Source organism: Halomonas alkaliantarctica (genome assembly GCF_029854215.1).
Lineage (GTDB): Bacteria > Pseudomonadota > Gammaproteobacteria > Pseudomonadales > Halomonadaceae > Vreelandella > Vreelandella alkaliantarctica_A.
In genome coordinates this window covers 4,163,649-4,188,781 of the sequence record NZ_CP122961.1, presented here as the reverse complement: position 1 = coordinate 4,188,781, position 25,133 = coordinate 4,163,649, and the positions used below count along the sequence as shown (strand labels likewise).

The 25,133-nt window shown below is 55.4% G+C and carries 23 protein-coding genes; 6 read left to right on the top strand and 17 right to left on the bottom strand.

What is annotated here, in order from left to right; translation table 11 throughout:
* Positions 1-7 precede the first annotated feature (7 nt).
* Both glmS and nhaD read left to right on the top strand, forming a co-directional pair.
* Positions 8-1,849, top strand: coding sequence for a glutamine--fructose-6-phosphate transaminase (isomerizing) (glmS, locus tag QEN58_RS19250; protein ID WP_280105188.1), 1,842 nt, complete (start codon positions 8-10; stop codon positions 1,847-1,849).
* A 156-nt stretch (positions 1,850-2,005) separates the two neighbouring features.
* Positions 2,006-3,472, top strand: a complete 1,467-nt coding sequence (nhaD, locus tag QEN58_RS19245; protein ID WP_280105187.1) for a sodium:proton antiporter NhaD — start codon at positions 2,006-2,008, stop codon at positions 3,470-3,472.
* 90 nt (positions 3,473-3,562) lie between these two features.
* On the opposite strand, the gene QEN58_RS19240 is transcribed toward nhaD, so the two are convergent.
* The 8 genes from QEN58_RS19240 to QEN58_RS19205 all read right to left on the bottom strand — a co-directional run bounded on the left by QEN58_RS19240 (position 3,563) and on the right by QEN58_RS19205 (position 10,629).
* Positions 3,563-4,162, bottom strand: a complete 600-nt coding sequence (locus tag QEN58_RS19240; RefSeq protein ID WP_280105186.1) for a CBS domain-containing protein — start codon at positions 4,160-4,162, stop codon at positions 3,563-3,565.
* Positions 4,163-4,292: 130 nt separating this feature from the next.
* Positions 4,293-5,678, bottom strand: coding sequence for an ATP-binding protein (locus QEN58_RS19235; protein WP_280105185.1), 1,386 nt, complete (start codon positions 5,676-5,678; stop codon positions 4,293-4,295).
* A complete protein-coding gene (locus QEN58_RS19230; protein WP_280105184.1) occupies positions 5,675-6,352 on the bottom strand; it encodes a response regulator transcription factor in 678 nt (225 codons plus the stop codon). Before QEN58_RS19230 ends, QEN58_RS19235 begins: the two co-directional genes overlap by 4 nt.
* 11 nt (positions 6,353-6,363) lie before the next feature.
* Positions 6,364-7,029, bottom strand: a complete 666-nt coding sequence (locus QEN58_RS19225; protein ID WP_280105183.1) for a hypothetical protein — start codon at positions 7,027-7,029, stop codon at positions 6,364-6,366.
* Complete coding sequence (locus tag QEN58_RS19220) at positions 7,026-7,868, bottom strand: SDR family oxidoreductase (RefSeq protein WP_280105182.1); 843 nt, start codon at positions 7,866-7,868, stop codon at positions 7,026-7,028. Before QEN58_RS19220 ends, QEN58_RS19225 begins: the two co-directional genes overlap by 4 nt.
* The gene (locus QEN58_RS19215; RefSeq protein ID WP_280105181.1) at positions 7,855-8,547 is read right to left on the bottom strand and encodes an iron-containing redox enzyme family protein; all 693 of its coding nucleotides are present in this window, start codon (positions 8,545-8,547) and stop codon (positions 7,855-7,857) included. Before QEN58_RS19215 ends, QEN58_RS19220 begins: the two co-directional genes overlap by 14 nt.
* A complete protein-coding gene (locus QEN58_RS19210; protein ID WP_280105180.1) occupies positions 8,544-10,004 on the bottom strand; it encodes an AMP-binding protein in 1,461 nt (486 codons plus the stop codon). Before QEN58_RS19210 ends, QEN58_RS19215 begins: the two co-directional genes overlap by 4 nt.
* Positions 9,988-10,629 carry a thermostable hemolysin gene (locus QEN58_RS19205; protein WP_280105179.1) on the bottom strand — a complete coding sequence of 214 codons (642 nt, stop codon included), beginning with the start codon at positions 10,627-10,629 and terminating at the stop codon, positions 9,988-9,990. Before QEN58_RS19205 ends, QEN58_RS19210 begins: the two co-directional genes overlap by 17 nt.
* Positions 10,630-10,744: 115 nt before the next feature.
* Here QEN58_RS19205 and QEN58_RS19200 point away from each other — a divergent pair, with 115 nt between their 5' ends.
* Entirely contained in the window at positions 10,745-11,692 is a 948-nt protein-coding gene (locus tag QEN58_RS19200; protein ID WP_280105178.1) for a GNAT family N-acetyltransferase, read from the top strand.
* Between the two features lie 183 nt (positions 11,693-11,875).
* Positions 11,876-12,736, top strand: a complete 861-nt coding sequence (locus QEN58_RS19195) for a c-type cytochrome (RefSeq protein ID WP_280105177.1) — start codon at positions 11,876-11,878, stop codon at positions 12,734-12,736.
* 133 nt (positions 12,737-12,869) lie between these two features.
* Here the strand turns inward: QEN58_RS19195 and rep are convergent, their stop codons facing one another.
* Entirely contained in the window at positions 12,870-14,939 is a 2,070-nt protein-coding gene (gene rep, locus QEN58_RS19190) for a DNA helicase Rep (protein WP_280105176.1), read from the bottom strand.
* A gap of 96 nt (positions 14,940-15,035) precedes the next feature.
* Between rep and QEN58_RS19185 the strand changes: the two genes are divergently transcribed.
* Positions 15,036-15,506, top strand: coding sequence for a tRNA (cytidine(34)-2'-O)-methyltransferase (locus QEN58_RS19185; RefSeq protein WP_280105175.1), 471 nt, complete (start codon positions 15,036-15,038; stop codon positions 15,504-15,506).
* Between the two features lie 2 nt (positions 15,507-15,508).
* Here QEN58_RS19185 and pyrE read toward each other — a convergent pair whose 3' ends face one another.
* Positions 15,509-16,174, bottom strand: coding sequence for an orotate phosphoribosyltransferase (gene pyrE / locus QEN58_RS19180; RefSeq protein ID WP_280105174.1), 666 nt, complete (start codon positions 16,172-16,174; stop codon positions 15,509-15,511).
* Positions 16,175-16,315: 141 nt separating this feature from the next.
* On the opposite strand from pyrE, the gene QEN58_RS19175 reads away from it, so the two are divergent.
* Positions 16,316-17,083 carry an exodeoxyribonuclease III gene (locus tag QEN58_RS19175; protein WP_009286323.1) on the top strand — a complete coding sequence of 256 codons (768 nt, stop codon included), beginning with the start codon at positions 16,316-16,318 and terminating at the stop codon, positions 17,081-17,083.
* A gap of 142 nt (positions 17,084-17,225) precedes the next feature.
* On the opposite strand, the gene QEN58_RS19170 is transcribed toward QEN58_RS19175, so the two are convergent.
* Genes QEN58_RS19170 through QEN58_RS19140 form a run of 7 tightly spaced genes read right to left on the bottom strand, consistent with a single transcriptional unit; the run spans position 17,226 to position 25,089 of the window.
* Complete coding sequence (locus tag QEN58_RS19170) at positions 17,226-18,983, bottom strand: ABC transporter ATP-binding protein (RefSeq protein WP_280105173.1); 1,758 nt, start codon at positions 18,981-18,983, stop codon at positions 17,226-17,228.
* 10 nt (positions 18,984-18,993) lie between these two features.
* Positions 18,994-19,941, bottom strand: a complete 948-nt coding sequence (locus tag QEN58_RS19165) for an acetamidase/formamidase family protein (protein WP_280105172.1) — start codon at positions 19,939-19,941, stop codon at positions 18,994-18,996.
* Positions 19,941-21,557 carry an ABC transporter substrate-binding protein gene (locus QEN58_RS19160; RefSeq protein ID WP_280105171.1) on the bottom strand — a complete coding sequence of 539 codons (1,617 nt, stop codon included), beginning with the start codon at positions 21,555-21,557 and terminating at the stop codon, positions 19,941-19,943. Before QEN58_RS19160 ends, QEN58_RS19165 begins: the two co-directional genes overlap by 1 nt.
* Positions 21,558-21,578: 21 nt before the next feature.
* Positions 21,579-22,505: an ABC transporter permease gene (locus QEN58_RS19155; RefSeq protein WP_280105170.1), complete on the bottom strand. Its 927-nt coding sequence runs from the start codon at positions 22,503-22,505 to the stop codon at positions 21,579-21,581.
* Positions 22,506-23,354 carry an ABC transporter permease gene (locus tag QEN58_RS19150; protein ID WP_280105169.1) on the bottom strand — a complete coding sequence of 283 codons (849 nt, stop codon included), beginning with the start codon at positions 23,352-23,354 and terminating at the stop codon, positions 22,506-22,508.
* Positions 23,351-23,950: an ANTAR domain-containing response regulator gene (locus QEN58_RS19145; protein ID WP_280105168.1), complete on the bottom strand. Its 600-nt coding sequence runs from the start codon at positions 23,948-23,950 to the stop codon at positions 23,351-23,353. The genes QEN58_RS19150 and QEN58_RS19145 overlap by 4 nt, the downstream gene beginning before the upstream one ends.
* On the bottom strand, positions 23,947-25,089 hold the full coding sequence (locus QEN58_RS19140; RefSeq protein ID WP_280105167.1) for a transporter substrate-binding protein: 1,143 nt from the start codon (positions 25,087-25,089) through the stop codon (positions 23,947-23,949). Before QEN58_RS19140 ends, QEN58_RS19145 begins: the two co-directional genes overlap by 4 nt.
* Between the last annotated feature and the right edge of the window lie 44 nt (positions 25,090-25,133).

Sequence of the window (25,133 nt, the reverse complement as noted above, 5' to 3'; positions counted from 1 at the left end):
AGTAAACATGTGTGGGATTGTAGCTGCCGTTGCCCAGCGCAACGTTCAAGAAATTTTATTAGAAGGGCTAAGGCGCCTGGAATATCGCGGCTACGATTCGGCCGGTATGACGGTATTTAGTGATGGGGTATTAACCCGTCATCGTGCGCTTGGAAAAGTAGCGGCGCTTGCCGCAGAGTTGGATAAAGCCGCGCTGCCGGGTTTATCGGGCATCGCGCACACTCGCTGGGCAACTCACGGGAAACCCTCTGAAGCCAACGCACATCCGCATCACAGTGGTAGCCATGTTCAGGAAAACCAGGTGGCCGTGGTTCACAATGGCATTATTGAGAACTACGAGGCGATAAAAAATAACCTGCAGCGCAACGGCTATGCGTTTAACTCTGAAACCGACACCGAAGTGATTGCTCACTTACTTTCCGAAAAGCTGGCCGATGGCCTTACCTTATTTGCTGCCACGCAGCAGATCGTAAACGGCTTAGGTGGCGCCTACGCGCTGGGGGTAATGAGTGCCAAAGAGCCAGGGGTCGTAGTTGGTGCTCGCCAGGGTAGCCCACTGGTGGTTGGTGTGGGGATTAATGAAGCCTTTTTAGCCTCTGACCCGCTAGCGCTGCTACCGGTGACGGATCGCTTTATTTACCTTGAAGAGGGCGACTTGGTTGAGCTGCGTGAGCAGGGTGCCATTCGTATTGTAGATCGCGACGGTAACGACGTTGAGCGCCCTATTCATACCTTTGAGCACGGCGATGGCGCGGCCAGTAAGGGTGAGTATCGCCATTATATGCTCAAGGAAATTTTTGAGCAGCCGACGGTTATTGAGGCAGCATTAGAAGGGCGGCTAAGCGCTCAAAGCGTATTAGTGGAGAGCTTTGGCCCGGATGCACAGGCGCTCTTCCAACGTACTCGCCACGTGCATATCATCGCCTGTGGCACCAGCTACCACGCGGGGCTGGTGGCACGTTACTGGCTAGAACGTTATGCGGGTGTGCCGGTGCAGGTCGAGGTTGCCTCCGAGTATCGCTACCGCCACCCGGTCGTACCCGAAGGCACACTATTTGTCACTCTCTCCCAATCTGGCGAAACCGCCGATACGTTGGCCGCACTGCGCTTTGCTAAAACCCTCAACTATGTGGGCTCGCTGGCGATCTGTAATGTGCCTGGTAGTTCGCTGGTGCGTGAATCAGATATCACGTTAATGACCCGTGCTGGCCCTGAAATTGGCGTTGCTTCGACCAAAGCCTTTACCACCCAGCTAGTGGCGTTAATGCTACTAACGCTTTCAGTGAGTAAAGCCAAAAACCAAGTCGAATACCCGGATATCATCGACGCGCTGCGCACGCTGCCAGAAGTGTGCCAGCGAGTGCTAACGTTGGATAGCCAGATCGAAACGCTTTCCCAAGCGTTTGCTGAGAAACATCATGCACTCTTCTTGGGACGCGGGGCTCAATACCCGATTGCCCTTGAGGGGGCGTTAAAACTCAAAGAGATCTCCTATATTCACGCTGAGGCGTACCCCGCTGGCGAATTAAAGCACGGCCCGCTGGCGCTGGTGGACAGTGAAATGCCGGTGATCTCGGTCGCCCCCAACGATGACCTGCTTGAAAAGCTTAAATCCAACCTACAGGAAGTCCGCGCCCGCGGCGGCCAGCTGTTTGTATTTGCCGATGAGAGCGTGGGTATCGACGTCCAGGAAGATATTCGCGTACTGACCCTGCCCCACGTGCACGAAGCGCTGGCGCCGCTGCTATATACCCTGCCACTACAGCTATTGAGTTACCACGTGGCTGTGCTCAAAGGCACCGATGTAGACCAGCCCCGTAACCTAGCTAAAAGTGTGACGGTTGAGTGAGTTAGGTGTCAGGTTTTATATTGAGTTAAGCCAATAAAAACGCTTTACAAGATGCGGCAATTAGCCGCATCTTATGCGCAGCCGTTGCGTTGCAGCATGTTGATAGGGTGCTTATGATCGTGGCGGTCTTTCTCTCCCTGATTGGATAACATCGCCATGAAACCACCAAACGTCCTCGTAACCCGGCATTATGCTAGCCGGGTCGCTTGGTTGTTGCTCGCCTGCACGCTTTTTGTCTTTCCTTCGCTCGTCTATGCTGCCGCCGGACCCCTCGATCTTACTCTCACGCTTGCCGGTATCTCTTCTGTCGTGATCTTCGTACTCGCCTATGCGTTGGTGATGAGTGAAGAGCTACTGCACATGCGTAAGTCTAAGCCTGTACTGGTCGCGGCAGGGCTTATTTGGGCGCTAGTGGCTTGGGTCTATGTACAAGCGGGGATGCCGGAAGAGGCGGAAACCGCCTTCCGCGAAACGCTGCTTGAATACGCCGAGCTGCTGCTGTTTTTGCTGGTGGCGATGACCTATATCAACGCCATGGAAGAGCGCCGGGTATTTGATGCGCTGCGTTCTTGGCTAGTGCGTAAAGGCTTCAGCTATCGCACCCTGTTTTGGATTACCGGCGTTATGGCGTTTGGTATTTCAGCGATCGCCAACAATATGACCACCGCCATGCTGATGTGTGCTGTGGTGCTGAAAGTGGCCGAAGGGGATAAAAAGTTTATCGGCATTTGCTGCGTCAATGTGGTGGTGGCTTCCAACGCAGGCGGTGCCTTTAGCCCGTTTGGCGATATCACTACGTTGATGGTGTGGCAAGCTGGCCAAGTGCCGTTCGAGGGCTTCTTCGCGCTGCTGGTTCCCGCGATAGTTAATTTCATGGTGCCTGCGTTGATCATGAATTTCTTCATTGCTAATCGTCAGCCTGCGGCGTTACAAGAAAATGTCTGGCTCAAGCGTGGCGCGCGTCGGATTATCGTACTGTTTTTGCTCACCGTGGCCATTTCGGTACTTTGCCACTCTGTGCTGTATTTACCCCCCGCCATGGGCATGATGTTTGGTTTAGGATTACTGCAGTTCTTTGGTTACTACCTGCGCCGCAGCCTGCCCCGTTCCCTTGAACGCAAGCGGGAACGCTACTCACGCCGGGGCGATTGGAAGAAGTTGGAGCAACTGGGTAGCGTGGTGCCATTTGATATTTTCAGCCGTATTGCGCGTTCCGAGTGGGATACGCTGCTGTTCTTCTACGGGGTGGTGATGTGCGTGGGAGGCCTTGGGTTTATGGGTTATCTCAGCCTGCTGTCCGAAACACTCTACGGTAGTTGGGACCCAGTGTGGGCTAACGTTGTGCTGGGGCTTATCTCGGCAGTCGTTGATAACATCCCTGTCATGTTCGCAGTACTTTCCATGGCCCCCGATATGTCTGAGGGTAACTGGCTATTGATCACTCTAACCGCGGGCGTGGGGGGTAGTTTGCTCTCGATGGGCTCCGCCGCAGGTGTTGCCCTTATGGGCCAGGCTCGCGGAATCTATACTTTTTCCGTTCACCTCCGTTGGGTGCCGGCTATTTTATTAGGTTATATCGGCAGCATTGCCGCGCATCTCTGGATTAATAGCGCGTTGTTTTAAGCGCTGTATAGCAAACTGAAAACGCCCCTTATTGAATAATCAATAAGGGGCGTTCTTAGGAATAAATTAAATTGGCTAATGACAAGATCTTTATAGATCGTGGCCGGTTATAACGTGGCAAATATCGGCAAAGCTTTTTGCTCTGGGCACCGGATTGATCTCTTTACCCACCGCACTCTGTATATCGGTTGCTGAAATAATGCCACGAATCCTAGTCTCGTGATGATCGTTTTGCTCAGTAATTAACAGGTGTTGATCGGTAAAAGCTTCCATCGATAGTACCAGGTCTTCAATTGTCAATGATGCCAGTTGGGAGACGGGCATGGCACTCAGCTTATGCCACGGAGTCATAATCATTTCGGCGGTAATTTCTTCGCGGCTAAGGTTACGCTGCTGCATGGCCAGGTTGATACGCCTTGAGCCAATCACTTCTTTTGAGGTAATTACGCCGATACAGTGCGCTTTGTTATCCATGACAAACAGCATCCGTACGCCGCCATAGCGCATCTTAAGATGTGCCTCGTCGATAGGTGTGTCGGCATCAACGGATTGAGGCATGACTTGGGAAAAGTCGGTAAGCACCGTCATGGCAGGACTGGTAGGCAGTAACCGCCGGGCTGCAGGCATGGTCAGCAGTGGGGTTGCGCCGAGTTGAATTAAGGGTTTAGGTGCAAAAGTCACTTGGTTCATCGAGGGGACCTCCTTGTGGAGAAAGGTAAACCGTTACCATCTGGTTTACCGTGTTGCTCCACAGTTACACGCAATTCTTACCGCAACCTTAAGAGATTCATAAAACGAAGCTTAGGGAGCAAAGAAAATATTATTCTTCTCTTGGGCGCTGAAGATAAATACGTACGCGCAACCCTCCGCTTGGAGCTTCATCAAGCTGTAGGGTGCCGCCATGGCGCGTCACTAGCCGCTCAACAATAGAAAGGCCTAAGCCTGAACCCGCACTAGGGCCTGCACGCTGAAAGCGTTCAACCACTTTTTTGCGTTCATTGATCGGTATCCCAGGGCCCTGGTCATCCACCATTAATTGAAAGCCTTGTGGCGTCGTTGTCAGCGTAATGCTGATGACACTTTGGTGAGGGGAGTGCTGGATGGCATTGCCGACAATATTCTGTACCAGGGTTTCAATGGCGCCCGGTTCTTCTAACACTGTCCAATTCTCCTGCTCATCCGCATTTAACAACAGCTGCTGTTCTCGCTCAGCGGCCAGCGGCGAAAGCTTGGCCAAGGTCTCACGCACTTCACTAAGCAACTGGCTAGTGCGGTATTCAGGCTGCGACTCCTCTTCAGGCTCCAGACGCGCGAGAGTTAACAGTTGAGTAACCAAGCGGGTGGCCCGGGCAACGCCGCCGCGAAGGTGATTGAGCGCCTCCTGACGGTCTTCAATATCGTCGGCAGTCAGGGCATTTTGGGCGTGTAGATCAAGCACTGCTAAGGGGGTACGTAATTCATGGGCGGCATCGGCAATAAATCGCTTTTCGCGTACGCGCATTATGCGGATTCGCTCTAACAGCCGGTTGAGCGCACCTGCGATGGTATCTAATTCCTGGGGCAGTGGGCTGAGGGTGAGGGGCTGTAAATTATGCGGATCACGATTGCGAATTTGCTCGGCCATGCGCGATAGCGGTACCAAGCCCCAGCCAATCGACCACCACAGCAGGGCGGTGAGTAGCGGCAGGCCAATCAGGTCGGGCAGTAACGTACGCAGCGCGACTGCCCTGATCAGTTCCCCGCGAACGTCTTCGCGCTCGCTCACTACCACACGATTGGATGAGTCCGGCACCTCAAGTACATACACTCGCCAATCGTGTGCCCCCACGGTGAGCGTTGAGTAGCCGACGGGCTGCTGAGCAAGGGGCTGTTCAGGGGCGCTCGCAGAGCGCAGCAGTAGGCGATCGTCCTCCCACAGTTGGAAGGCTAATTTGCTTTCGTAGCGGTGGCCCGCAAAGCGTTTATCGGACTCGCGAGCGCGCTGTAATGCGCTCTCTAAGCTGTTAATTAACACATTGCGGTTGGTATCTGGCAGCGGCGCCTGTAACAAGCCTTCTAGCAGACGCGCATTCTGGGCTAAGCTGGCATCGTACAGCTCTTCTATTTCATGGGCGGCATAACGGTAGCTGACAAAGCCGATGACCAGCATGCTTAGGCCAAATACCAGTAGCGACAGCCCCAAGGTACGTTGTCGAATTGAGGTCATGAATCATCCTTTGACGGCTTATCCATGACATAGCCAATGCCACGCACCGTGCGAATAACGTCGGTGAATAGCTTGCGACGTATATGATGGATATGAACCTCAATGGCATTGCTCTCCACGTCTTCATCCCAGCCGTAGACCAGCCGAGCTAAAGTATCACGGGTAAATACTCGGCCAGGGTGGCTCATAAACTCTTGCAACAGTGTGAGTTCGCGTCGCGATAAACTTATATCTTGCCCTTGAAAGCTAACGTTTAAGGTATGGGGATCCAGACGAATGCCGCGATAGCTCAATATACTGCTGACTTGGCCCTGGCTACGTCTTAGCAAGGCGCGCAGTCGGGCTTTCAGCTCCGCCACTTCGAAAGGTTTGGTTAAATAGTCGTCGGCACCCGCGTCGAGTCCTGCGATGCGGTCATCCACCGCATCGCGGGCAGTCAGGACTAAAATAGGGACTTGGCTACCGTGGCGGCGTACCGCATTTAGCACCTCCATACCGTCCATTCGCGGCAGCCCTAGGTCGAGAATCACCGCATCAAAGGGTTCTCCCTCTTTCAGCGCATTCAGCGCGGTAGTTCCGTCGCTCAGATGATCCACGGTGTAGTGCTCGGGCTTCAAAGCCAAGCGGATACCCGAGGCTAGGCTTGGGTCATCCTCTACCAGCAAAATGCGCATAGGGCTCCTTTCTATTGAAGTTCTGACATCAATTGATGGATGTCGTCACGGCGGCCACTGTCTGCCAGTTCGCGACCCGGCCGGGGCGCTGCCATCAAGGCGCGTTCCAGCGCTTGGCGTGCTTCTTCATCGCGACCCTGTTCATGTAAATAGTCGCCCCAGAAGTAGAGACTGTCGATCCCTTCGGGGTTAATCGCAAGGGCTCTTTGCAGATGCCACTCGGCTTTCTGTTCATCGCCAAAGCCAAGTGGCCAGCCGGGAACCTGATAATAGAGCGCGCCCAGGCTGGTATAAGTCGAACCATCCAGCGCCAGCGGGTTCAATTCCAGTGCCGTTTCAAGCTCTTTTTTTGCCTGTTTTACCAGCCCCAGTGCGCCCAGCCCACCGCTGGCACCTGCTTCGGTCGAGCGGATAATGCCGGCCCAAATATGCAGCTCGGCGGCGTCCGGGTAGCGTTTTACGAGCTGCTCAGCCTGGTCGCCCAAGCGGCTGAAGGCTGCCGCCTGTTCATCGGGTGGCAGCGTATAGTTAATTTCTGCCCAACGCTGCTGTAGCTCGGCAAGCGATGCGGCGGCAGTCGCACTGTCGCCCTCGCTAGCGAACCCCTGCAGGCTTGCCAAGCCAATGGCGCTAGCCAGTAGCGTAGTACGCAGTGTTTTGAAAGCTGGCATGATCATAAGGAAGACTCCTTGGGGACAACGAACCGGCGAATGACAGGCAATTGGCGTAGCAGTGCCCGATCAACAGCGCTTGGCCATAGCATATTCAAGCGGGTAAAAAAGCGTTCTGGCAGGCCTATTTGTAGTTCCTCACGCTGCTCTTCCACGGCATTAATAATGGCCAGGGCAACGACGTCAGGAGAGTCGATGGTATTGCCCAGAGCTGCATTAAGCGCCTCTGTTTGTGACGAGTTCATAGCGGTGCGGGTGGCCCGTGGGGCGATATACATCACCCGCACACGAGTATCGGCCAGCTCCCGGCGCAGTGCTTGGCTAAACCCGTGCAGGGCGAATTTGGTTGCGCAGTAGGTGACTTGGCCTGGGTAGCCCAGCCGCCCGAACGTTGAACCAATGGTAATAATCGTCGCCTGGGGGGCAGCCATTAGCTGGGGAAGTAGCGCACGGGTCAGCTGCAGGGCGGCGGTCAGATTAATCGCCACCAGCTGTTCGATATCGCTGTCGCTGGTGGAATCGAAGAAGCCCTGCTGGTTGCTGCCAGCGGCATTAATCAACATATGGCAGCCTGCCCCTTGCGCAGCGCTGACTAAGCGGCTGCGATCACTGGCGTTGGTTAAATCAGCGCTAATGGCGGTGATGTGATTGGGAAAACGGTCGACTAACGAAGCCAGCGCATCTTGTTGGCGACCACTTACCAGTAGGTGCGCACCCCGTTGCGCCAGCGCTTCGGCCAGGGCCATACCAATACCGCCGCTGGCGCCGGTGATTAAAATCCGCTGGCCCGGCCATCCGCCGGGCAGCTTGTTTTTTCTTGGCCAAAGCAGGCTAGGCAAGCGCATGACAAAGTTCCTCCTCCGCGCTGCCGCCCTGACAGCGGGCTTCGATGCCTCTAAACATTGCCCCATACAGGCGGTAGAACATATTGGCGCTATCAATCACCACGGCTAGGTCGTCGGCATCTAGCTGATTGATCTGTTCTTCAAAAAAAGCCAAATGACCAATATCCAGAGTGCCGTGAGAGGTTAAGTAGCGCACAGCGTTATCGGGCAGTGAAAGGCTAGCCTGTAAATGCTCGGCTGCCTGGGTGGCAAGCGCCGTGCTGGTGCCTTCTAACACCTGCACCATGCCAAAAAACGCGACCGGGTTACCGTGCTCTACCGCATCTCGAATCCACGCCACCATAAGCCGGGTGGCAGGGTCTGGCACTGCGCTAGCAGCGGCATCCGCATCCCCGCCCGCGGCGCGAATATCGTCCAGGATCCATTTTTCATGGCCATGCTCCTCTTCGATATACTCCACCAGTGCCGTGCGTAACCAGTCGAGCCGGTCGGGCAGCCGTGCGCCGCAGGCCATCATAAGCGGCACGGTGAAACGAACGTGGTGATACGCCTGACCTAAAAAGGCGAGATACTCCTCTAGGGTGACATCGCCCTCCAGAGCGCGGTTGACGATAGGAGTGGTCAGTAGCCAGGTGCGTGCTTCTTGGGTGGCGTCTTGGAGCTGTTGGTAGGCAGTCATGGTGTTACTCCTTTGGGTGTGTCAGTCACGACGGCCCTTAGCCAGTGACCATAGGTGGCTAGCAGGGTGTCGCGGCGTAGGCGGCCGTTGGCCGTGAGTTGTTGGTTGTGGGGCGTAAAGGGGGCGGCGCGCTGCCATTCATGCACTTGGGCGTAATCGGGTAGCGTGCGATTCACTGCATTGAGGGCAGCGTCTATTTGGGCATTGGTGATATGGGGTGTCGCGGGTACGATCAGCGCACGGTTAGCGGGCAGGGCCTCGCCATACACCATGGCTTGGGCAATAGCAGACTGGGTGCAGAGCTCGCCTTCTACCCATTGTGGGTTAACGTTACGGCCGTAGGCGGTAATAAAGACTTCTCGCTGGCGGCCATTGAGCGTGATGGCGTTGTCTTGCCACTGACCGATATCCCCCGTGGCATACCAATCACCGCAAGGCGCTTCACCGACATAACCAAGCATTAAGGCACCGCGGATATGCAGCTGGCCATCGTTATCAATACGAACCTGGATGTGGGGCAGCGGGCGACCAACGCCGCAGCTTGGTTCGCCTGGGCGATTCAGGCAGACCACCGAGGTGCCTTCAGATAAGCCATAGCCTTCATAGACAGGCCATCCGCCACGCCGGGCGTGAGTGAGCAGAGTGTTGGCCACATGCGCGCCGCCCACGGCCACAAAGCGCAGGCTCTTGGGCGCCGTTGTGGACTGGCTGACCAACGCTTGAAGAAGTTGAGGAACCAAAATCATGCTGTGGGGTTGATAGCGCTCAATGGCGTCGAGGGCGAGCTGAGCGTTAAAACCGCTAGCCCCCTGCCAGCCTAAGGTGGCCATATCCGGCAAAATGCTGCAGGCACCCAGCCATAGCGGTAGATAAAGCCCACCGATATTTTCGAGCAACGTTGAGAGGGGCAGCAGGGCTAAGTGGCGGCGTATATCAAGCGGTGCCACTACCTCCGCCAGGCTTCCAGTAACGGTTAACAGCGCCGTATTATCCAGACACACCCCCTTGGGCGTGCCGCTGGTGCCTGAAGTGAAAGTGATGCGTGTGGTGCCTTCGTGTAACGCAGGGGGGTGATCAACCCGGCGCTGAGCAATGGCTGAGTCGGGGGTGGCTTGAAAACCGTAAGGCTCGCTGCCGTGGCCAATCCAGCTATCCAGCCCCGCCTGCTGAACCGTATGACGGCGCTGTTGGTCGCTAAAAAAGGCAGGGATGGGCACCGCCACACATCCTTCGGCCATCATAGCCAAATCCCATAGTGCCCACTCCAGACCGTTATCCAGAGCTAGTGCAATGCGGCAGGCATTGATGTCGCGCAAACGCTGGCGCCGTTGGGTGACGTGGTGTACCACATCGGCATAGGTCAGGGGCTGTGAGCCATCACTAAGTGCGATACGCTGTGGGGTGTGCTGAGCGTAATGGGCAATACGTACCATCAGCGGATTAGGCAAGTCGTGCATGCAACACCTCTTCGCTTGCTATTTCCGTAAAGGCTGGCAGTGTTTGAAGCGTGTGCATGGCGTGGCGAAGATCGCCGGCCATCACCCACGGGCGATGCTGATAGTAGTGGCCCCAAAGGTGTAACTGATCGCCTAAGCGGTGAGGGTCGGCAGGGGAAATAGGCTGTGGCTCAAGGCCCAAACGGCGTAGCCCGTTGGCGACTTCCGGGGTGGCTGTAAACAGTAGCCAAGCAACGCCTTCTGCTGCCAACTGGCGCGCTAAACAGATGAATAGCTGGTGCAGTAAGCCAGGGCGTAAGCTGGCTAAATTACCAATTTCAGCAATATCCCGACGGGCAATGGACTGTTGAAAACGCTGATTGAGAATGTCTTCGGCCTGGCCATCCAAATAGCACTCTAAAAATAATGGCTCGCTGTTGGCAAAGCGAAGCCCCACCGCGGCTTGCGGTTGCTCCGCCTGCCATAACCCAAATAAACGGGGCAAAAAATGCTGGATATGAGCGTTATGTTGTTGGGCAAAACGTTGCTGAATCAGCTGTTGAAGAGCCGCCGTTTCCTGCCAATTGAGGGCTTCATGCCAATCCAGCGTTGCTAACGCAGTAGGGAGCGAACGTAGGCGAGCCATCGGGTGATCTCCATCGTGTTTTCCGACACTCTGGGCGAAGCAACTTAACGTACGCTTAAGTTGAGTAACTATTCACTCCTAGCTTTACTGAGCTGTTGGAGCAGGCGGAGAGATAATGACGTCCGAACAGAAATTACCCGTCCAGGCCATAAAGTGCCCAGCCTCAAGGCGGCGCGAAGCACTGCTCCAGCTTGCAGCCGCCTATGACCCTGCACAGCAAGCAGCTCTGAGCGCAGCGGTAAAGGCAATGTACAATCAGCCAGATGCCCAGTGGGATGGGCTATGGATAACTATTGAGGCAGGCCAGTTGGTGAGCGCCATCTGGGTACAACCTCTGCCCATGAATATGGCGCAGCTATGGTTACCCAAGGAACTGTCCAGCGAACGGAGTGTGCATACTAGCGCCCTATTGCGTGCGGCCAATGCATGGGTAAACGTCCACAATATTCGCTTGTGCCACTTGGTACTTTCACCTCATGCGCCCGCATCAGAAGCGCTGTTAGTTGAGCATGGAATGCAGCGTTTAGCTTGCTTGGAGCACTTAACGGTCAGCAGTAAACGCCGTTTAATGATGCATGAAGCTATCCCGTTATCGCTGCAGCCGCTTAGCGAGTTTTCTCAGTCGGAACAGCTAGCCCTATTGGCAGCCGTGGGGCAGGATTCGCTGGATAGCCGTCCCCTGCGCGACGTACTCTCGGTTGAAGAGTTATTAGCCGGATTTTATCAACAGGATTCCCACGCGCCCCAGCACTGGTACGCTGTTGGCTATCAAGAAGTTGTAGTGGGCGTGCTTCTACTTGCGCCGCGCCCTGCGCAAGGCGGCTGGGAGCTGATGCTAATGGGGTTAACGCCCGATTGGCGTGGCAAAGGCTTGGGTCGTTCGCTGTTAAATAAAGCCCTGGAACTTGCCCAGCAGGCAGGCGTGCAGGAAGTTATGTTGGGGGTGGATGACGCCAATGTGCCAGCCAAACAGCTCTACCGGGAGGCGGGTTTTGTGCGCTATGCACAGCAGCGTTTATTAGCGTGGAAAGGTGGTGGCAAGGGGGGCGGAGCAGCAAAATAAGGCTTAGATAGTACCTATGGATCACATAAGCACGCTTAGTAGCATTTTCTTGCGCTTTGCGTTGCCGTTATACTAGTTCTATATGCACGTCTTGGCGTCTCAGCTGCGCACCGTCAATATTGGCGCTGCCACGCACAGGGGTTGAGGATAACGTTTTATGACAATACTCAAGAGGTGGTGAGAGTGAAAGCTAAGCTGATCATGAGCGGGCTGGCGGCCCTCGGCTTCATGGCGGGCACATCCAGTGTTTATGCCCAAGATGACGCCGCACGTGATGCGATTGCCGAGCGTTTGGCGCCGGTGGGTCAACTCTGTTTACAAGGCCAAGACTGTGGCACCGCGGCGGCACCAGCGGCCTCTGCCAGTAGTGGTGGTATAGACGGTGAGGGTATCTACAACAATATCTGTATGGCATGCCATGAAACGGGTGCTGCAGGCGCGCCTATTCGTGGTGATGAAGCTGCTTGGTCTGCACGTACTGAGCAAGGTTTCGCCACGCTGTTAGACCACGCTATCAACGGTATTGGCGCCATGCCAGCGAAAGGCGGTAACCCCAACCTTTCCGACGAGGAAATGGAAGCAGCGGTTGCCTATATGGTTGAGCCGGTTATGGAAGTGCCTGAATTAGGCGGTGGTGACGATGCTGCTTCTGAAGAGTCAGCACCGGTGGAAGAGGCTACTGAAGAGGCCGCCGCTACTGAAGGTGAAGCCGCTTCAACTGAAGAAAATATGGCTGCTAATGACGGCACTGAGAGTGAAGAAGCCGCGGCCGCCTCTGAAGAAGCGAGTGGCGGTAGCGATTTAGACGGTGAAGCGCTTTACGCTAGCTCTGGCTGTGTGGCGTGCCACGATAATGGCGTTGCCGGCGCACCCACCAAAGGCGATTCAGAAGCCTGGGCGGCACGTTTAGAGAAAGGGGCTGATGAACTTTACGCCAGCGCGATTAACGGTAAGGGCGCTATGCCTGCCAAGGGTGGCAACCCCAACCTGTCTGACGAAGAAGTGATGGCCGTTGTGGATTATTTAATGGCTCAAGCCCAGTAGCATTAATGAGTTCGATTAAGCAGCACTGATTTAGCTTAGTAAATTTATCCACAGGGTGTTTTAGTGATCGCCCTGTGGATATTTTTGTTTTGAAGCCTCATTTATAAAACTCGCGTTTATAACTTCCGCTTGATCACCCCAGCAGCGAGCGCAGCCCGGCAATGGCGTCTTTGCCGCGAGCCTGTTTCTTATCCGGATCCTCTTTATCCGCACGACCTTCCCACTCCAAATCCTCCCCAGGCAGCTCGTCTAAAAAGCGGCTGGGTGCGCAGTCCATCAGTTCACCGTAGGCTTTGCGCTGGCGGGCAAGGGTCAACGTCAGCGTACGCCGCGCCCGGGTGATGCCTACGTAGGCGAGCCGCCGCTCCTCCTCCACGGTGCCTACTTCGATGGCGTTGCGGTGGGGCAGCAGGTCCTCCTCTAAGCCCATCAAATAGACATGCGGAAACTCCAGGCCTTTTGAGGCGTGCATGGTGAGTAGCTGCACGCGATCGGAATCATCCTCTTCCGCCTGCTGTTCCAGAATATCGCGCAGCACCAGGCGCGAAATAGCCGCTTGAACACCGTCGGTTTCGGTCTCGGTGGAGTCGGTATCGTCTTCTGGCTCTCGGTTGAGCGACTTTTCTAGCTGGTCGATGAGAATCCACACGTTGGCCATGCGGCGTTCGGCGACGGTGGGCGCGCTGGCGTTTTGATACAGCCAGGCTTCGTAATCCATATCCCGCAGCATGTCGCGAATGGCGGCAATGGCATCGCCTTGATCCATGCGCTTGCGCACGCCATCAATAAAGTGGGTAAAGCGGCTTAAGCGCTCCGTCGCTCGGGTTGGCAATACCTGTTCTAACCCTAACTCGTGACAGGCGGCAAATAGCGATATCGAGCGTTCGGTGGCGTAGTTGGCGAGTTTCTCGACGGTTCCTGGGCCCACTTCTCGACGTGGCACGTTCACAATGCGCAAAAAGGCGTTGTCGTCCGCGGGGTTAATCAGCAAGCGCAGGTAAGCCATGGTGTCTTTAATCTCGTTGCGCGAGAAAAACGACGTGCCACCGGAGAGCTTGTAAGGAATCTGGTAGTGCTGCAACTTAAGCTCTAACAAGCGGGCCTGGAAGTTGCCCCGATAAAGCACCGCAAAGTCCCGCCACTCGGCTTTCTCCTTGATGCGCCGAGTGAGCATTTCGCTGGCGACCCGCTCAGACTCTGCCTCTTCATGGCGATTCACGATCACCCGAATCGGTGCACCGTCGCCCATATCCGACCACAGCGTCTTCTCGTAAACGTGGGGGTTATTGGCGATCAGCGTATTGGCGGCGCGCAGTATCGTGGCGGTAGAGCGGTAGTTCTGCTCCAGCTTGATGACTTTAAGGCGCGGAAAATCTTCACCCAGGGTAATCAGGTTTTCAGGCCGGGCGCCGCGCCAGGCGTAGATCGATTGGTCGTCGTCACCCACCACGGTAAACGTGGAGCGCTCCGCCATCAGCAGTTTCACCAGCAGGTACTGGGAGACGTTGGTGTCCTGGTACTCATCCACCAGCATGTAGTGGATTTTGCGCCGCCAGCGCTCCAGCGCTTCAGGGTCACGTTGCAGCAGTACCACTGGCAGCAGAATCAGATCGTCAAAATCCACTGCGTTGTAGGCTTTTAGGTGACGTACGTAGGCTTCGTACACCCGGGCGGCAAAGTGATCATCGTCATCCGCAGCAAACGAGAGCGCGTCGCTGGGCAGCACCAAGTCGTTCTTCCAGGTGGAAATTTTGCTCTGCACGGCGTTGATCTGCTCGGCGTCCACCTGAGCGTCTTTGTTCATTAAATCGCGCAGCAGCGCCTTGGCATCTTCCGGGTCAAACAGCGAAAAACCCGGCTTGTAGCCCAGGGTTTTAAGCTCGCCGCGGATAATATTCAGCCCCAGGGTGTGGAAGGTGGAGACCGTTAACCCGTGACCCTCTTTGCCATGGAGCATCTGGCCGACGCGCTCTTTCATCTCCCGGGCGGCTTTATTGGTAAAGGTCACCGCAGCGATTTTGCGCGCACTCATCCCGCACTCTTGCACCAAATAGGCAATTTTGGTGGTGATTACGCTGGTTTTACCGGAACCTGCGCCCGCCAACACTAGGCAAGGGCCATCAATGTAGCGCACGGCTTCCTGCTGGCGCGGGTTGAGCCCTTTAATGCGACTTAGAATGCTCTTTGGCGTGGCAGGCGTCATGGCGTGGGCGATCCTCTGCGAGTGTTGCTAGGCGATTTCGATTACAATCGGCGGCGCTTGGTCAATGCATAATGGGCAAACAATAGGCAGGTGGCGATGTTTGAAGTAGCTCTTTTTGAACCGCGTATGGCGCCCAATACGGGCAATATCATGCGCTTGGTGGCCAACAATGGCTGCCGGTTACACCTGATTGAGCCACTTGGCTTCGACCTGGAAGAGAAAAAGCTGCGCCGCGCCGGGCTGGATTACCGCGATCTCGACAACGTGACTCGCCATGCGGATTTTAACGCCTTTCAGCAGGCCATGCAGGGGCGGCGCATCTGGGCGATCACCACTAAAGGGACTCGCACCTACAGCGATGCCGATTTCGCTCCAGGCGATGTGCTGCTGTTTGGCTCTGAAACCGCTGGGCTCTCGCCCCAGGTACACGAAGCGCTAACCGCGGAACACAAACTGCGCCTGCCTATGCAGCCCAATAACCGTAGCCTAAACTTATCCAACGCCGTGGCTATTGTGAGCTACGAAGCGTGGCGCCAGCAAGGTTTCGCTGGCGCAGGTTCGATCTAAAATCAACTAGCGATCCCATAGCGGTCACGATAGGCCCTGATCGCTTCAGCGTAGGCGAGCATTTCGCCACCGGCTTGCTCTTCAAGGTAAGTAAGCACTTGCTCTAAAGTGACGATACTGACCACCGGCATACCGTATTCGGCCTGTACTTCCTGAATCGCACTCTGCTCGCCCTGGCCGCGCTCCTGGCGATCAAGCGCGATAATTACGCCCCCGGCCTGGGCGCCGCTTTGCTCAATCAGTGTCATCACTTCGCGAATGGCGGTGCCCGCGGTAATCACGTCATCAATGATCAAAATATCGCCTGAAAGCGGTGCGCCTACTATGTTGCCGCCTTCGCCGTGGGTTTTAGCCTCTTTGCGATTGAAAGCGTAAGGCATATCCAGGTCGTGGTGATCTGCCAGGGCTGCTGCCGTCACTGCCGCCAGTGGGATGCCTTTGTACGCCGGGCCAAACAGCACATCGGCATTTAAGCCGCTATCGACAATTGCCTGGGCGTAAAAACGCCCCAGTTTGGCCAGCGCACGACCGGTTTGAAACAGCCCCGCGTTGAAAAAGTAGGGGCTAGCGCGGCCAGATTTAAGCGTAAACTCACCAAACTTAAGCACGCCTTGCTCAATGGCAAAGGCAATGAAATCGCGCTGGTAGGGTTGTAGAGTGGTAGCCACGGCATTCCTCACTAGGCGGTAGGTTTAAATCGGTACGAAAGCAACAATAAAAGTGGGGTAAATGGCAAGTTTTACTAGCTGCCTTTACCCAAACGTCTAAACGTCGGGTATCATACAGCAGCGACGCAAAAGGGACGATTTATGAAAATTGCCAGCATCAATGTCAATGGTATTCGTGATGCCGTCGATCGTGGCTTCCTGGACTGGCTGGCTCAGCAGGATGTCGACGTGGTCTGCGTGCAGAACATCAAGGCAAAAAGTTTTGAACTGGGTGACCACATTCTGTATCCGGAAGGCTATGAAGGCTACTTCCTGGATGCCGAAGAGGATGGTTTTTCCGGTGTGGCACTCTATTGCCGCAAAATTCCCAAGGCGATTATGTATGGCCTTGGGTTTCCTCAGTGTGATCATGAAGGACGTTTTCTGCAGGCGGATTATGAACGCTTCAGTATCGTCTCCTTCCTGATGCCTGACGGAAGTGACCAAAAAGCCAAACAGGCGTTTATGGAGCAGTATCAGGAGTACCTGACGAAGATGTCGCGCAAACGCCGCGAATACATCCTCTGCGGTACCTGGCATATTGCCCATAAAACTGTCGATTTGGCTAACTGGTCGGATAATCAACTGACCTCAGGCTTCCGCCCGGAAGAGCGCGCCTGGATGGATCAGGTGCTTGGCCCCACCGGGTTTATCGACACCTTCCGCGAGATTAACCGCGATGCAGGTGAGTACACTTGGTGGCCGAAGCTTGACCAAGACGTACCCCGTGAGCGCCAGGAAGGCTGGCGGATCGACTATCAGTTAGTCGGCCCCAACTTCCGCCGCCACGTTGTCGACGCGTGGATCGATTACGATGCGACCTTCTCCGAGTTCGCACCGCTAATCGTTGAGTACGACCTGGCGCTTTAAGCGTTAGATTACGCACTTTTCCCGCGTCGCCGCTCGTTCTTAGAAACAGCTCGTTCTTAGAAAAAGTCAGTGGTAATAAGCAACAAGCCGACCCTTGGGTCGGCTTGTTGTGTTGTGGTACTACCACGCAAACATCAGCCATTTAGCTTAGCGCCACGAAATGACCTTCCTGTGGTTGAGTGTACTCTAACGGTTGAGTTGGGTAGTTGCGTGGTTTGATGGGGTCAGGTACTTCGCTCGCCTGCAAGAGCGAAGCGAAGTCACGCTTGATATCCACATCTGGCATGGGCACGGCTTCGAGAAGACGCTGCGTGTAAGGGTGCTGCGGATTATGGAGTACCTGCTCACAGCTGCCAGTCTCGACGATACGCCCACTGTACATGACCGCCACGCGATGACTAATTTGCTCGATAACCGCCATATCGTGGGAAATGAACAGGTAGCTTAGGTTCAGACGCTGCTGCAACTCCTCCAGCAACGCCAATACTTGAGCCTGAACTGAGACGTCCAGTGCCGATACTGCTTCGTCGGCAATGATAACTTTGGGATTAAGGGCAAGGGCACGGGCGATACAAATACGTTGGCGCTGGCCACCGGAAAACTGGTGTGGATAGCGTAGTGCCACGTCTGCCGGCAGGCCTACCTGTTCAAGCAGCTCTGCAACCCGAGTATGGCGCTCATGAGCATTGGCTAGGCCGTGGACTAGCAGGGGCTCGCCGATAAGATCGCCGACGGCCTTACGAGAATTGAGCGCGGCAAACGGGTCTTGAAAGATCATCTGGATATCGCGCCGAACGGCTTTAAGCGCCGCGCCGCGCAACCCGTTGAGCTCCTGTCCATCCAGTCTTACGCTGCCGGTAAAGCTAAGCATGTTCATCAGCGCTTTACCGGTGGTTGACTTGCCGCAGCCACTTTCGCCGACGATACCCAGCGTCTCGCCTGCGTGAAGCGAGAAGCTGACATTTTCCACCGCGCGCACCTCGGTGCGTGTTTCAAACGGTGAACGGCGTTTCACCGGGAAGCGTACATTGAGATTATTCACCTCAAGCACGCACGGTTGCTCCTTTTGAGAGGTCCGTTTTTCCGCACTGCCCAAGCGCGGTACTGCCGCCAAAAGCTTGCGGGTATAGGCCGCTTTGGGCGCGGTGAATAGCTGCCGGGCTGTCGCCGTTTCCTCAACAATGCCCTGATTCATGACCACCACTTCATCGGCCACTTGTGCAACCACGCCCATGTCGTGGGTGATCATCAGTAGTGCCGTGTCGAACTCGCGCTGCAGCTCGCGTATCAATTCAATTATTTGTGCTTGGATGGTCACATCCAGTGCCGTGGTTGGCTCATCGGCAATCAGTACACGTGGTTTGCAAACCATCGCCATGGCGATCATTACCCGCTGACGCATACCGCCCGACAACTCGTGTGGATGTTGTCTAAGGCGCTTGTCGACTTGCGGTACGCGAACTGCGTCGAGGATCTCGCGAGCCAGCGTGTGAGCCTGACCACCTTCGGCTAGCTTGTGGCGACGGACGGTCTCCTCAATTTGTTGTCCTACCGTCATCAGCGGGTTAAGTGAGGTCATCGGCTCTTGGAAAATCATTGCGATCTGACGCCCGCGTAAATGCTGCATCGCCCTTTCGGGGAGACTCAGCAGATCCTTGTCATCGTAAATGATAGCCCCGCTGGGCAGCCTAGCCACCTTAGGTAACAACCCCATGATCGCCAGCGATGAAAGCGACTTGCCGCTGCCCGACTCACCAGCAATACACAGAGTGCGTCCGGCATGTAACACGAAGCTCAGGTCGTCCACCACGCGCTGGGTATGGTGCTCGTGCGAAATGTCGATCGACAGGCGCTCGACGGACAGGACGGGAGGGAGGTTCTGACCAAGCTGAGTTGTCATTACTAACCCCCTATTCGAACACGATCTGCGGCATGTAGAACGACACCACCCAGTTGGGCATATCGACAATCTCATTGATACGTAGATCACCACATACCGAGCACAGCATGTAGGCTTGTTCAGCGGGAATGTTACGGGTTTTGACCAGCCACTCAATCGCCCCACTCAAGGCCTGGCGAGCGCCTTCCATGAGGTCCGGACCAATACCTGTAAAGACCTCGTAACCGGCCCCGTCCAAGTGGCGTGTTACTGGGCCTGGGGTGGAAAAGCGCGGCATCGCTAGCGGCGTCTGCTTGATAATATCCAGCGTCAACGTTACGTCCATGGCACTTTCCAACGCTGTGCCGCATACCTCGCCGTCACCCTGGGCGGCATGAGTATCGCCAATTGAGAACAGCGCCCCAGCAACTTCTACCGGCAGGTAGAGTGTAGTGCCGACACCGATATCGCGAATGTCCATATTGCCACCGACCCGCCGGGGCGGCACGATAGAGTGATTACCAGCGGCTGCCGGGGCCACGCCAATGGTGCCGGCGAACGGTTTGAGCGGTACGCGGGCATGCTCGCCGAAGGCCGCGGGCGTCATTCGTTGAGTATCGTAATGCCACAATGCCAGCGCTGGCGCCTTGAATTGGTCTGCTAGCAGCCCGAAGCCGGGAATGTTAGCCGTCCAGCCGAAGCCGGACGGGGTAAATTCGTTTATCTTGACGCTCAGAATGTCACCCGGTTCAGCACCGTCAATAAAGATCGGCCCTGTAACAGGATTAATGCGGTCGAACGGCATATTTTCCACTGCCGAAATATCCGATGTCGGCGTGAAGTGCCCGCCTGAGGAGTCGTTGCACTCGAATGACATGGTAGTACCGGGCGCGACGTGCGCGACCGGCGTGTTGGCGTTGTCCCAGCCCAGGTGGCAATGGTGACTGTGAATAGTCTTGACCAGTCTGTTATCACACATCATTTCACCCAGATGTAGTCGTAGTTAACAGGTACGTGGACTGGGTCGACGTAAAGTGCATCGTCACCACCCATACGCGCTGAGTGAACGGTAAAGCGTTGTTCGTTGAAGATTGGCACCCAAGGCGCATCGTCCATCGCGGTGGTGAAGATTTCTCCCCATAGTTCGGCGCGCTCTTCCTGCTGGTCAGGATCGACCATTGCGTTGGCTTCATCGGCACGCGCATCGAGCTCCTCGTTGCAGTACCAAGCCCAGTTCCAGCCGCCGGGTACCGCCCCTTCGCAACCTAAAATCGGGCCCCAGAAGTTGGAAGGATCAGGGAAGTCGGCGATCCAGGCCATGCCGCCTGACCAGATCAACGGTGCCTGTTCTTGCTCGCCACCAGCGGCAATGACATTGGCTTGGGCCAGTGACGTAATATCAGCCTTGATGCCAATCTGTGCCAAGTCCTGCTGGATCGCCTGAGCAATACGCGGCTGCGGGTCGGTGTTCATGACGAATAACTCTGTCTCGAAGCCATCGCCGTAGCCTGCTTCTTCAAGCAACGCTCGTGCCTGCTCGACATCATATGGGTACCCCTCATAGCTCTCGTCGTACCCAGGCATGGCCGGTGGCAGCGGCTGGTTGGCCGGGGTAGCGCGACCATTGATGACGCGGACAATGCGCGCTTTGTTGATCGCCATATTGATCGCCTGACGTACCTTGACGTCATCCAGCGGCGGTATATTGACGTTCATCGTCATATAGCCGGTGTGCAGTTGATCGCCCACAACCATCAGGTTCTCAAACTCGGGATCATCGCGGAACTGCAGGAACTGGGCCGGGGGTATGCCGTCGCCAGCAATATCGACTTCGCCACGTTGAAGGCGCATCAAGGCGACGTTAGGCTCTTGCCCGATCTCGAAATCGATCTTGTCGATGTAGGGAATACCTTCACGGAAGTAGTCTTCGTTCTTCACAAAGGTTAACCGTTGGCCAAGCGCCCATTCGTCAAGCATATATGCACCAGTCCCCACAGGCTGCTTGCCGAAGTCGCGGCCCGCAGCCTCGACGGCTTCCTGAGGCACCACGGAAGCGAAGTTCAGTGCCATAACATGTAGGAAAGTCGCATCGGGCGCACTTAAGGTAATTTCTACCGTCCGCTCGTCGGGCGTGGATATGCCTGAAAGCTCAGTTACCTCGCCACTGGAAACCTCATCGAAGCCCTCAATTGAAGAGAAAAAACCGGCGCCGGGGCTCTGCGTTTGCGGGTTAACAGTACGTTCCAGCGAGTACTTAACGTCGGCGGCGGTCATTTCACGACCGTTATGAAAAGTGACCCCTGGACGCAGCGTGAACGTGTAGGTTAGGCCATCCTCAGAAATCTCGTAATGCTCTGCAAGGTCGTTCTTAAGCTCGGTGGTACCCGGCTCGTAATCCATCAGGCCATCAAACAGGCTCTTGATCATCGACCAGTTCTGCCAGTCGTAGCCGATGGCCGGATCGAGCGTTGCCACATCGTTTTGATAGGTAACGACAATCTCACCGCCCGGTTGGGGAGTATCTTGTCCCAGCGCCTGACCGCTAATGGCTACGCACAGAGCGCTTAAAGCGAAACCTTTGATCGTGTTTTTCATTGTCTTTCCCTTCCGTCGAGTTTAAGACTTGTTGATGTCGATACGTGGATCGACAAACAGCACGGCCAGATCGGCCACCAGATTGCCCAGAATGATAGCTACCGCCGATAGCGTGGTTACGCCCACGATGACCGGGATATCCACCTGCTGGATCGCCTGCCAGGCAAGCTGGCCCAGACCGGGCCAACCAAATACCGCTTCCACGACCACCAGTCCGCTCATAAAGATGCCGATATCAATACCAATCATCGGAATCACAGGAATGATAGCGTTGGGCAGCACATGTCGAAGGAGCACGCGTAGACGCTTCAGCCCTTTAGCACGGGCTGTACGGATAAAGTCTTGGTGGAGTACTTCTATCATCGACGAGCGCACCATGCGTGAATACCAGCCGCTGCCCAGCACACCCAAGGTGATAGCCGGTAGCATGAGGTGTTTTACCTCGCCATACCCCCCCAGCGGGAACCACTCAAGCTGCACAGCAAAGACGTACAGCGCCAGCATGGCGGCGATGAAGTGGGGTGAAGAGACGCCGATAAACGAAAATGCCATTAGCAGTTGATCGAGCACCGAATTACGCTTGAGAGCGGCGACGATGCCCAGCGTGACGCCAATCAGTAGCTCGAAGCCGATGCCAGCGGCCATCAACTGCAATGTCGGTCCAATACGGGCTTCGATCAGTGTGGCTACTTCCGAACGCTGAACGTAGGAACGCCCAAAGTCTCCCTGGACAAGATTGACGAGATAGCGGAAGTACTGCTCGTAAAAAGGCAGATCCAGACCCAACTGGTGACGGATATTGGCAACCACTTCCGCCGTGGCGCTGCGTCCAGCAATCTGGCGGGCAGGGTCGGCTGGAATCATATAGAGCAGCAGGTAAGTGATGAAGGTCACACCGAGCAGTATTAGCAGCGAATAGGCAATGCGTTTGGCAATGAACCAGGCCATTTAGAGTCTCCCCTTGAGCGTCGGATCCAGCTCATCACGTAATGCATCGCCGACCAGATTGAAGCTCAACGACAGCGCGATGATGGCGAGTCCAGGGAATAGCACCAGCCAAACCGCCGAAGTGAAGTAAGTCTGACTCTCAAAAATGATGTTGCCCCAGCTAGGCATTGGTGGCTGCACGCCGACGCCCAGGAACGACAGCGTGGCTTCAAGCAGCACGGTGGTGGAGATGCCTAGCGTGGCCCATACCATGATCGTCGGCAGTAAGTGCGGTAGCAGATGTGAGAACAGGATGCGCTTGTCGCTGGCGCCGATGGTTCGCTCAACGGCGACGAAATCTTTAGACGCGAGAGAGATAGTTTCTGAGTAAATAACGCGGGCGATCTGTACCCAATTAACCATTGCGATCACCAGCGCCACAATCCACAAACTGGGTCGCAGGATGGCGGCTAGGGCGATTGCCAATAGCAATGCTGGAAAGGCCATCATCAGATCGGTTAATCGCATCAGCAGCGAGCCTATCCAGCCACGCACAAACCCCGCGGTGATACCGACGAGGGTGCCAATAATCACCGCGATGCCGTTAGAGACGATGCCAATAATCAGCGAGGTACGTGCACCATAGATGAGCCGTGAGAGTAAGTCGCGACCCAACAGGTCTGTGCCCAGCATGAACTCTTCGTTGGGTGGTAGCGGTGCCCCTTCCAGGGTCAAACCGTCGAAGAATTGTTGAGTGGGATCGAAAGGCGCCAGCCACGGTGCGAAGACTGCTGCGACAACAACGATCACGATATACAGCAGCGCGATGGCGACAGCCTTGCGCCTGACTAGCGCAGTTAGCAGCGTCATGGCGTAGTCCTCCCTTGGCGAGCGAACAGTGAAGACGGCTCGAGGAGGGTCCGACAAACGTGCTCAATGGGTTGCTGGGTCGACATGGCATGACGCCGCAAACGCTCGTAGGCATCTTGCTCGCTTAGCTCCAGCTTGACCATGAGGTGTGCCACTGCCTTGGCAATGACCTCGCGCTGGGACAAAGTATCAGTGAGATCGCGCTTGGCTATTTCGAGGGCATGTATACGCTCGTTCAAGCCACGTGCCATCATCAATGTGGTGTAAACAGCGCTTTGTGTAATGGGTTTATTGAGTATTGCCGTTGCCCCTAAACGTAAAGCTCGCTGGATTTGCGAGGGCGTTTGGTGATGCGTTACTGCAACGATTGGCAGTCCCCGTTCCTTCACCGAGGCCAGCAAACGCTCGCTGTTTAAGTAATCAAGCTCGACAATAACGCCGTGAATCGTGTCTAGATCGCCCCAGTCATCGTCGGCGACAATCAGACAGTCAATTCCGAGACGCGTTAAGCACTTATCGAGCATTGCCTGGGTACGGGCATCGCAGTCGACGAGCAGCAGTTGGCTTCGAAAGTCCTGATAAACGTCAAGTTTCATTTGACGATCCTCAGGCTGGGCGCCGACGCTTTGCATACGGCAAGTTCATGAAAACGCGCCAAACTGGTGCGTGTTAGGTAAGGATCAGCATCCAGAACGCTAGGCTCGCGGTGGATAATACTGAATTGTCCCTGTCTGGCTTCAGCGATGCAGCATGGTAGCGCTAGGTGATTATTGGACGCCTTGACCTGGAGTTTACCCATGAGGGTGGTTAGCTGGTTGCCATGTAACCACTGCAGGACTTTTTCTGGATCGTCATCCCCCATTGCTTGGCAAGCCAGTGCAAATAGGTGCACGGCGTTATAAGCACTGGTGTAGCAGTGCGAGTAGCACTGCGCGCCATGCTGCACGCGCTGACGAGCTGAAAAACCATTGCCGGGCGTGTCAAACCAAGGACCACATGAGAGAAGTCGAACGTGAGATAATGAGCCGACTTCCGGCAGCTCGCACTCGGTGAAGTTGCAGCTCAATACCGGCATTTGAATATTAAGGCGAGCGCAGGCATCGTTGAGCTGGCGGAGAAAGAAATATGATGATTCGCCAACTAAGTTATTGAGAATAAAAGCGGTCTCGTTGACTAATATTTGATCAATGATGGCTTTGAAATCGGCATCCCCGAAGCGGTAATACTTCTCTGCGACGACGTTACCTTCAGCAGCCTCGACTAGCTCGCGTGCAATGCGGTTGCTCTCCCAGCCCCACACGTAATTAGAGCCGATTAAAAGGGCTGAACGGCCGAATTCCCTGAGTGCATAATCGAGCAGGGGCACCAAGTTCTGGCTAGGGCAGCCGCCAAGATAGACAACGTTCTCGCTGCACTCGAAGCCCTCGTAGGGCGTGGCATACCACAATAGCGCTCCGGCCTTTTCTACATCTGGAACGATGTCTTTGCGGCTCGCCGAGGTCGTCGTTCCGACAACATGCCGGGCGCCATGGGCAAGTAAATATTCGACTCCTCGCTGGTAAGCAGAGAGCTCGCCCTGAGGGTCGAAGTAATGCGCAGCTAACGTGATACCTGCAGTCTTGCTTCGGTTGATCTCGTCGATGGCGTGACGTGCGCCAAGCAGCGAATTACTGCTCATGCGTTGGTAGGTACCAGAGCTCGAATAGAGCACCCCAATGGGTATGGTTAGTTTCATCTTAATTCCCCGCACAAAAAAAGCCTGAACGTCCATAAGGACAT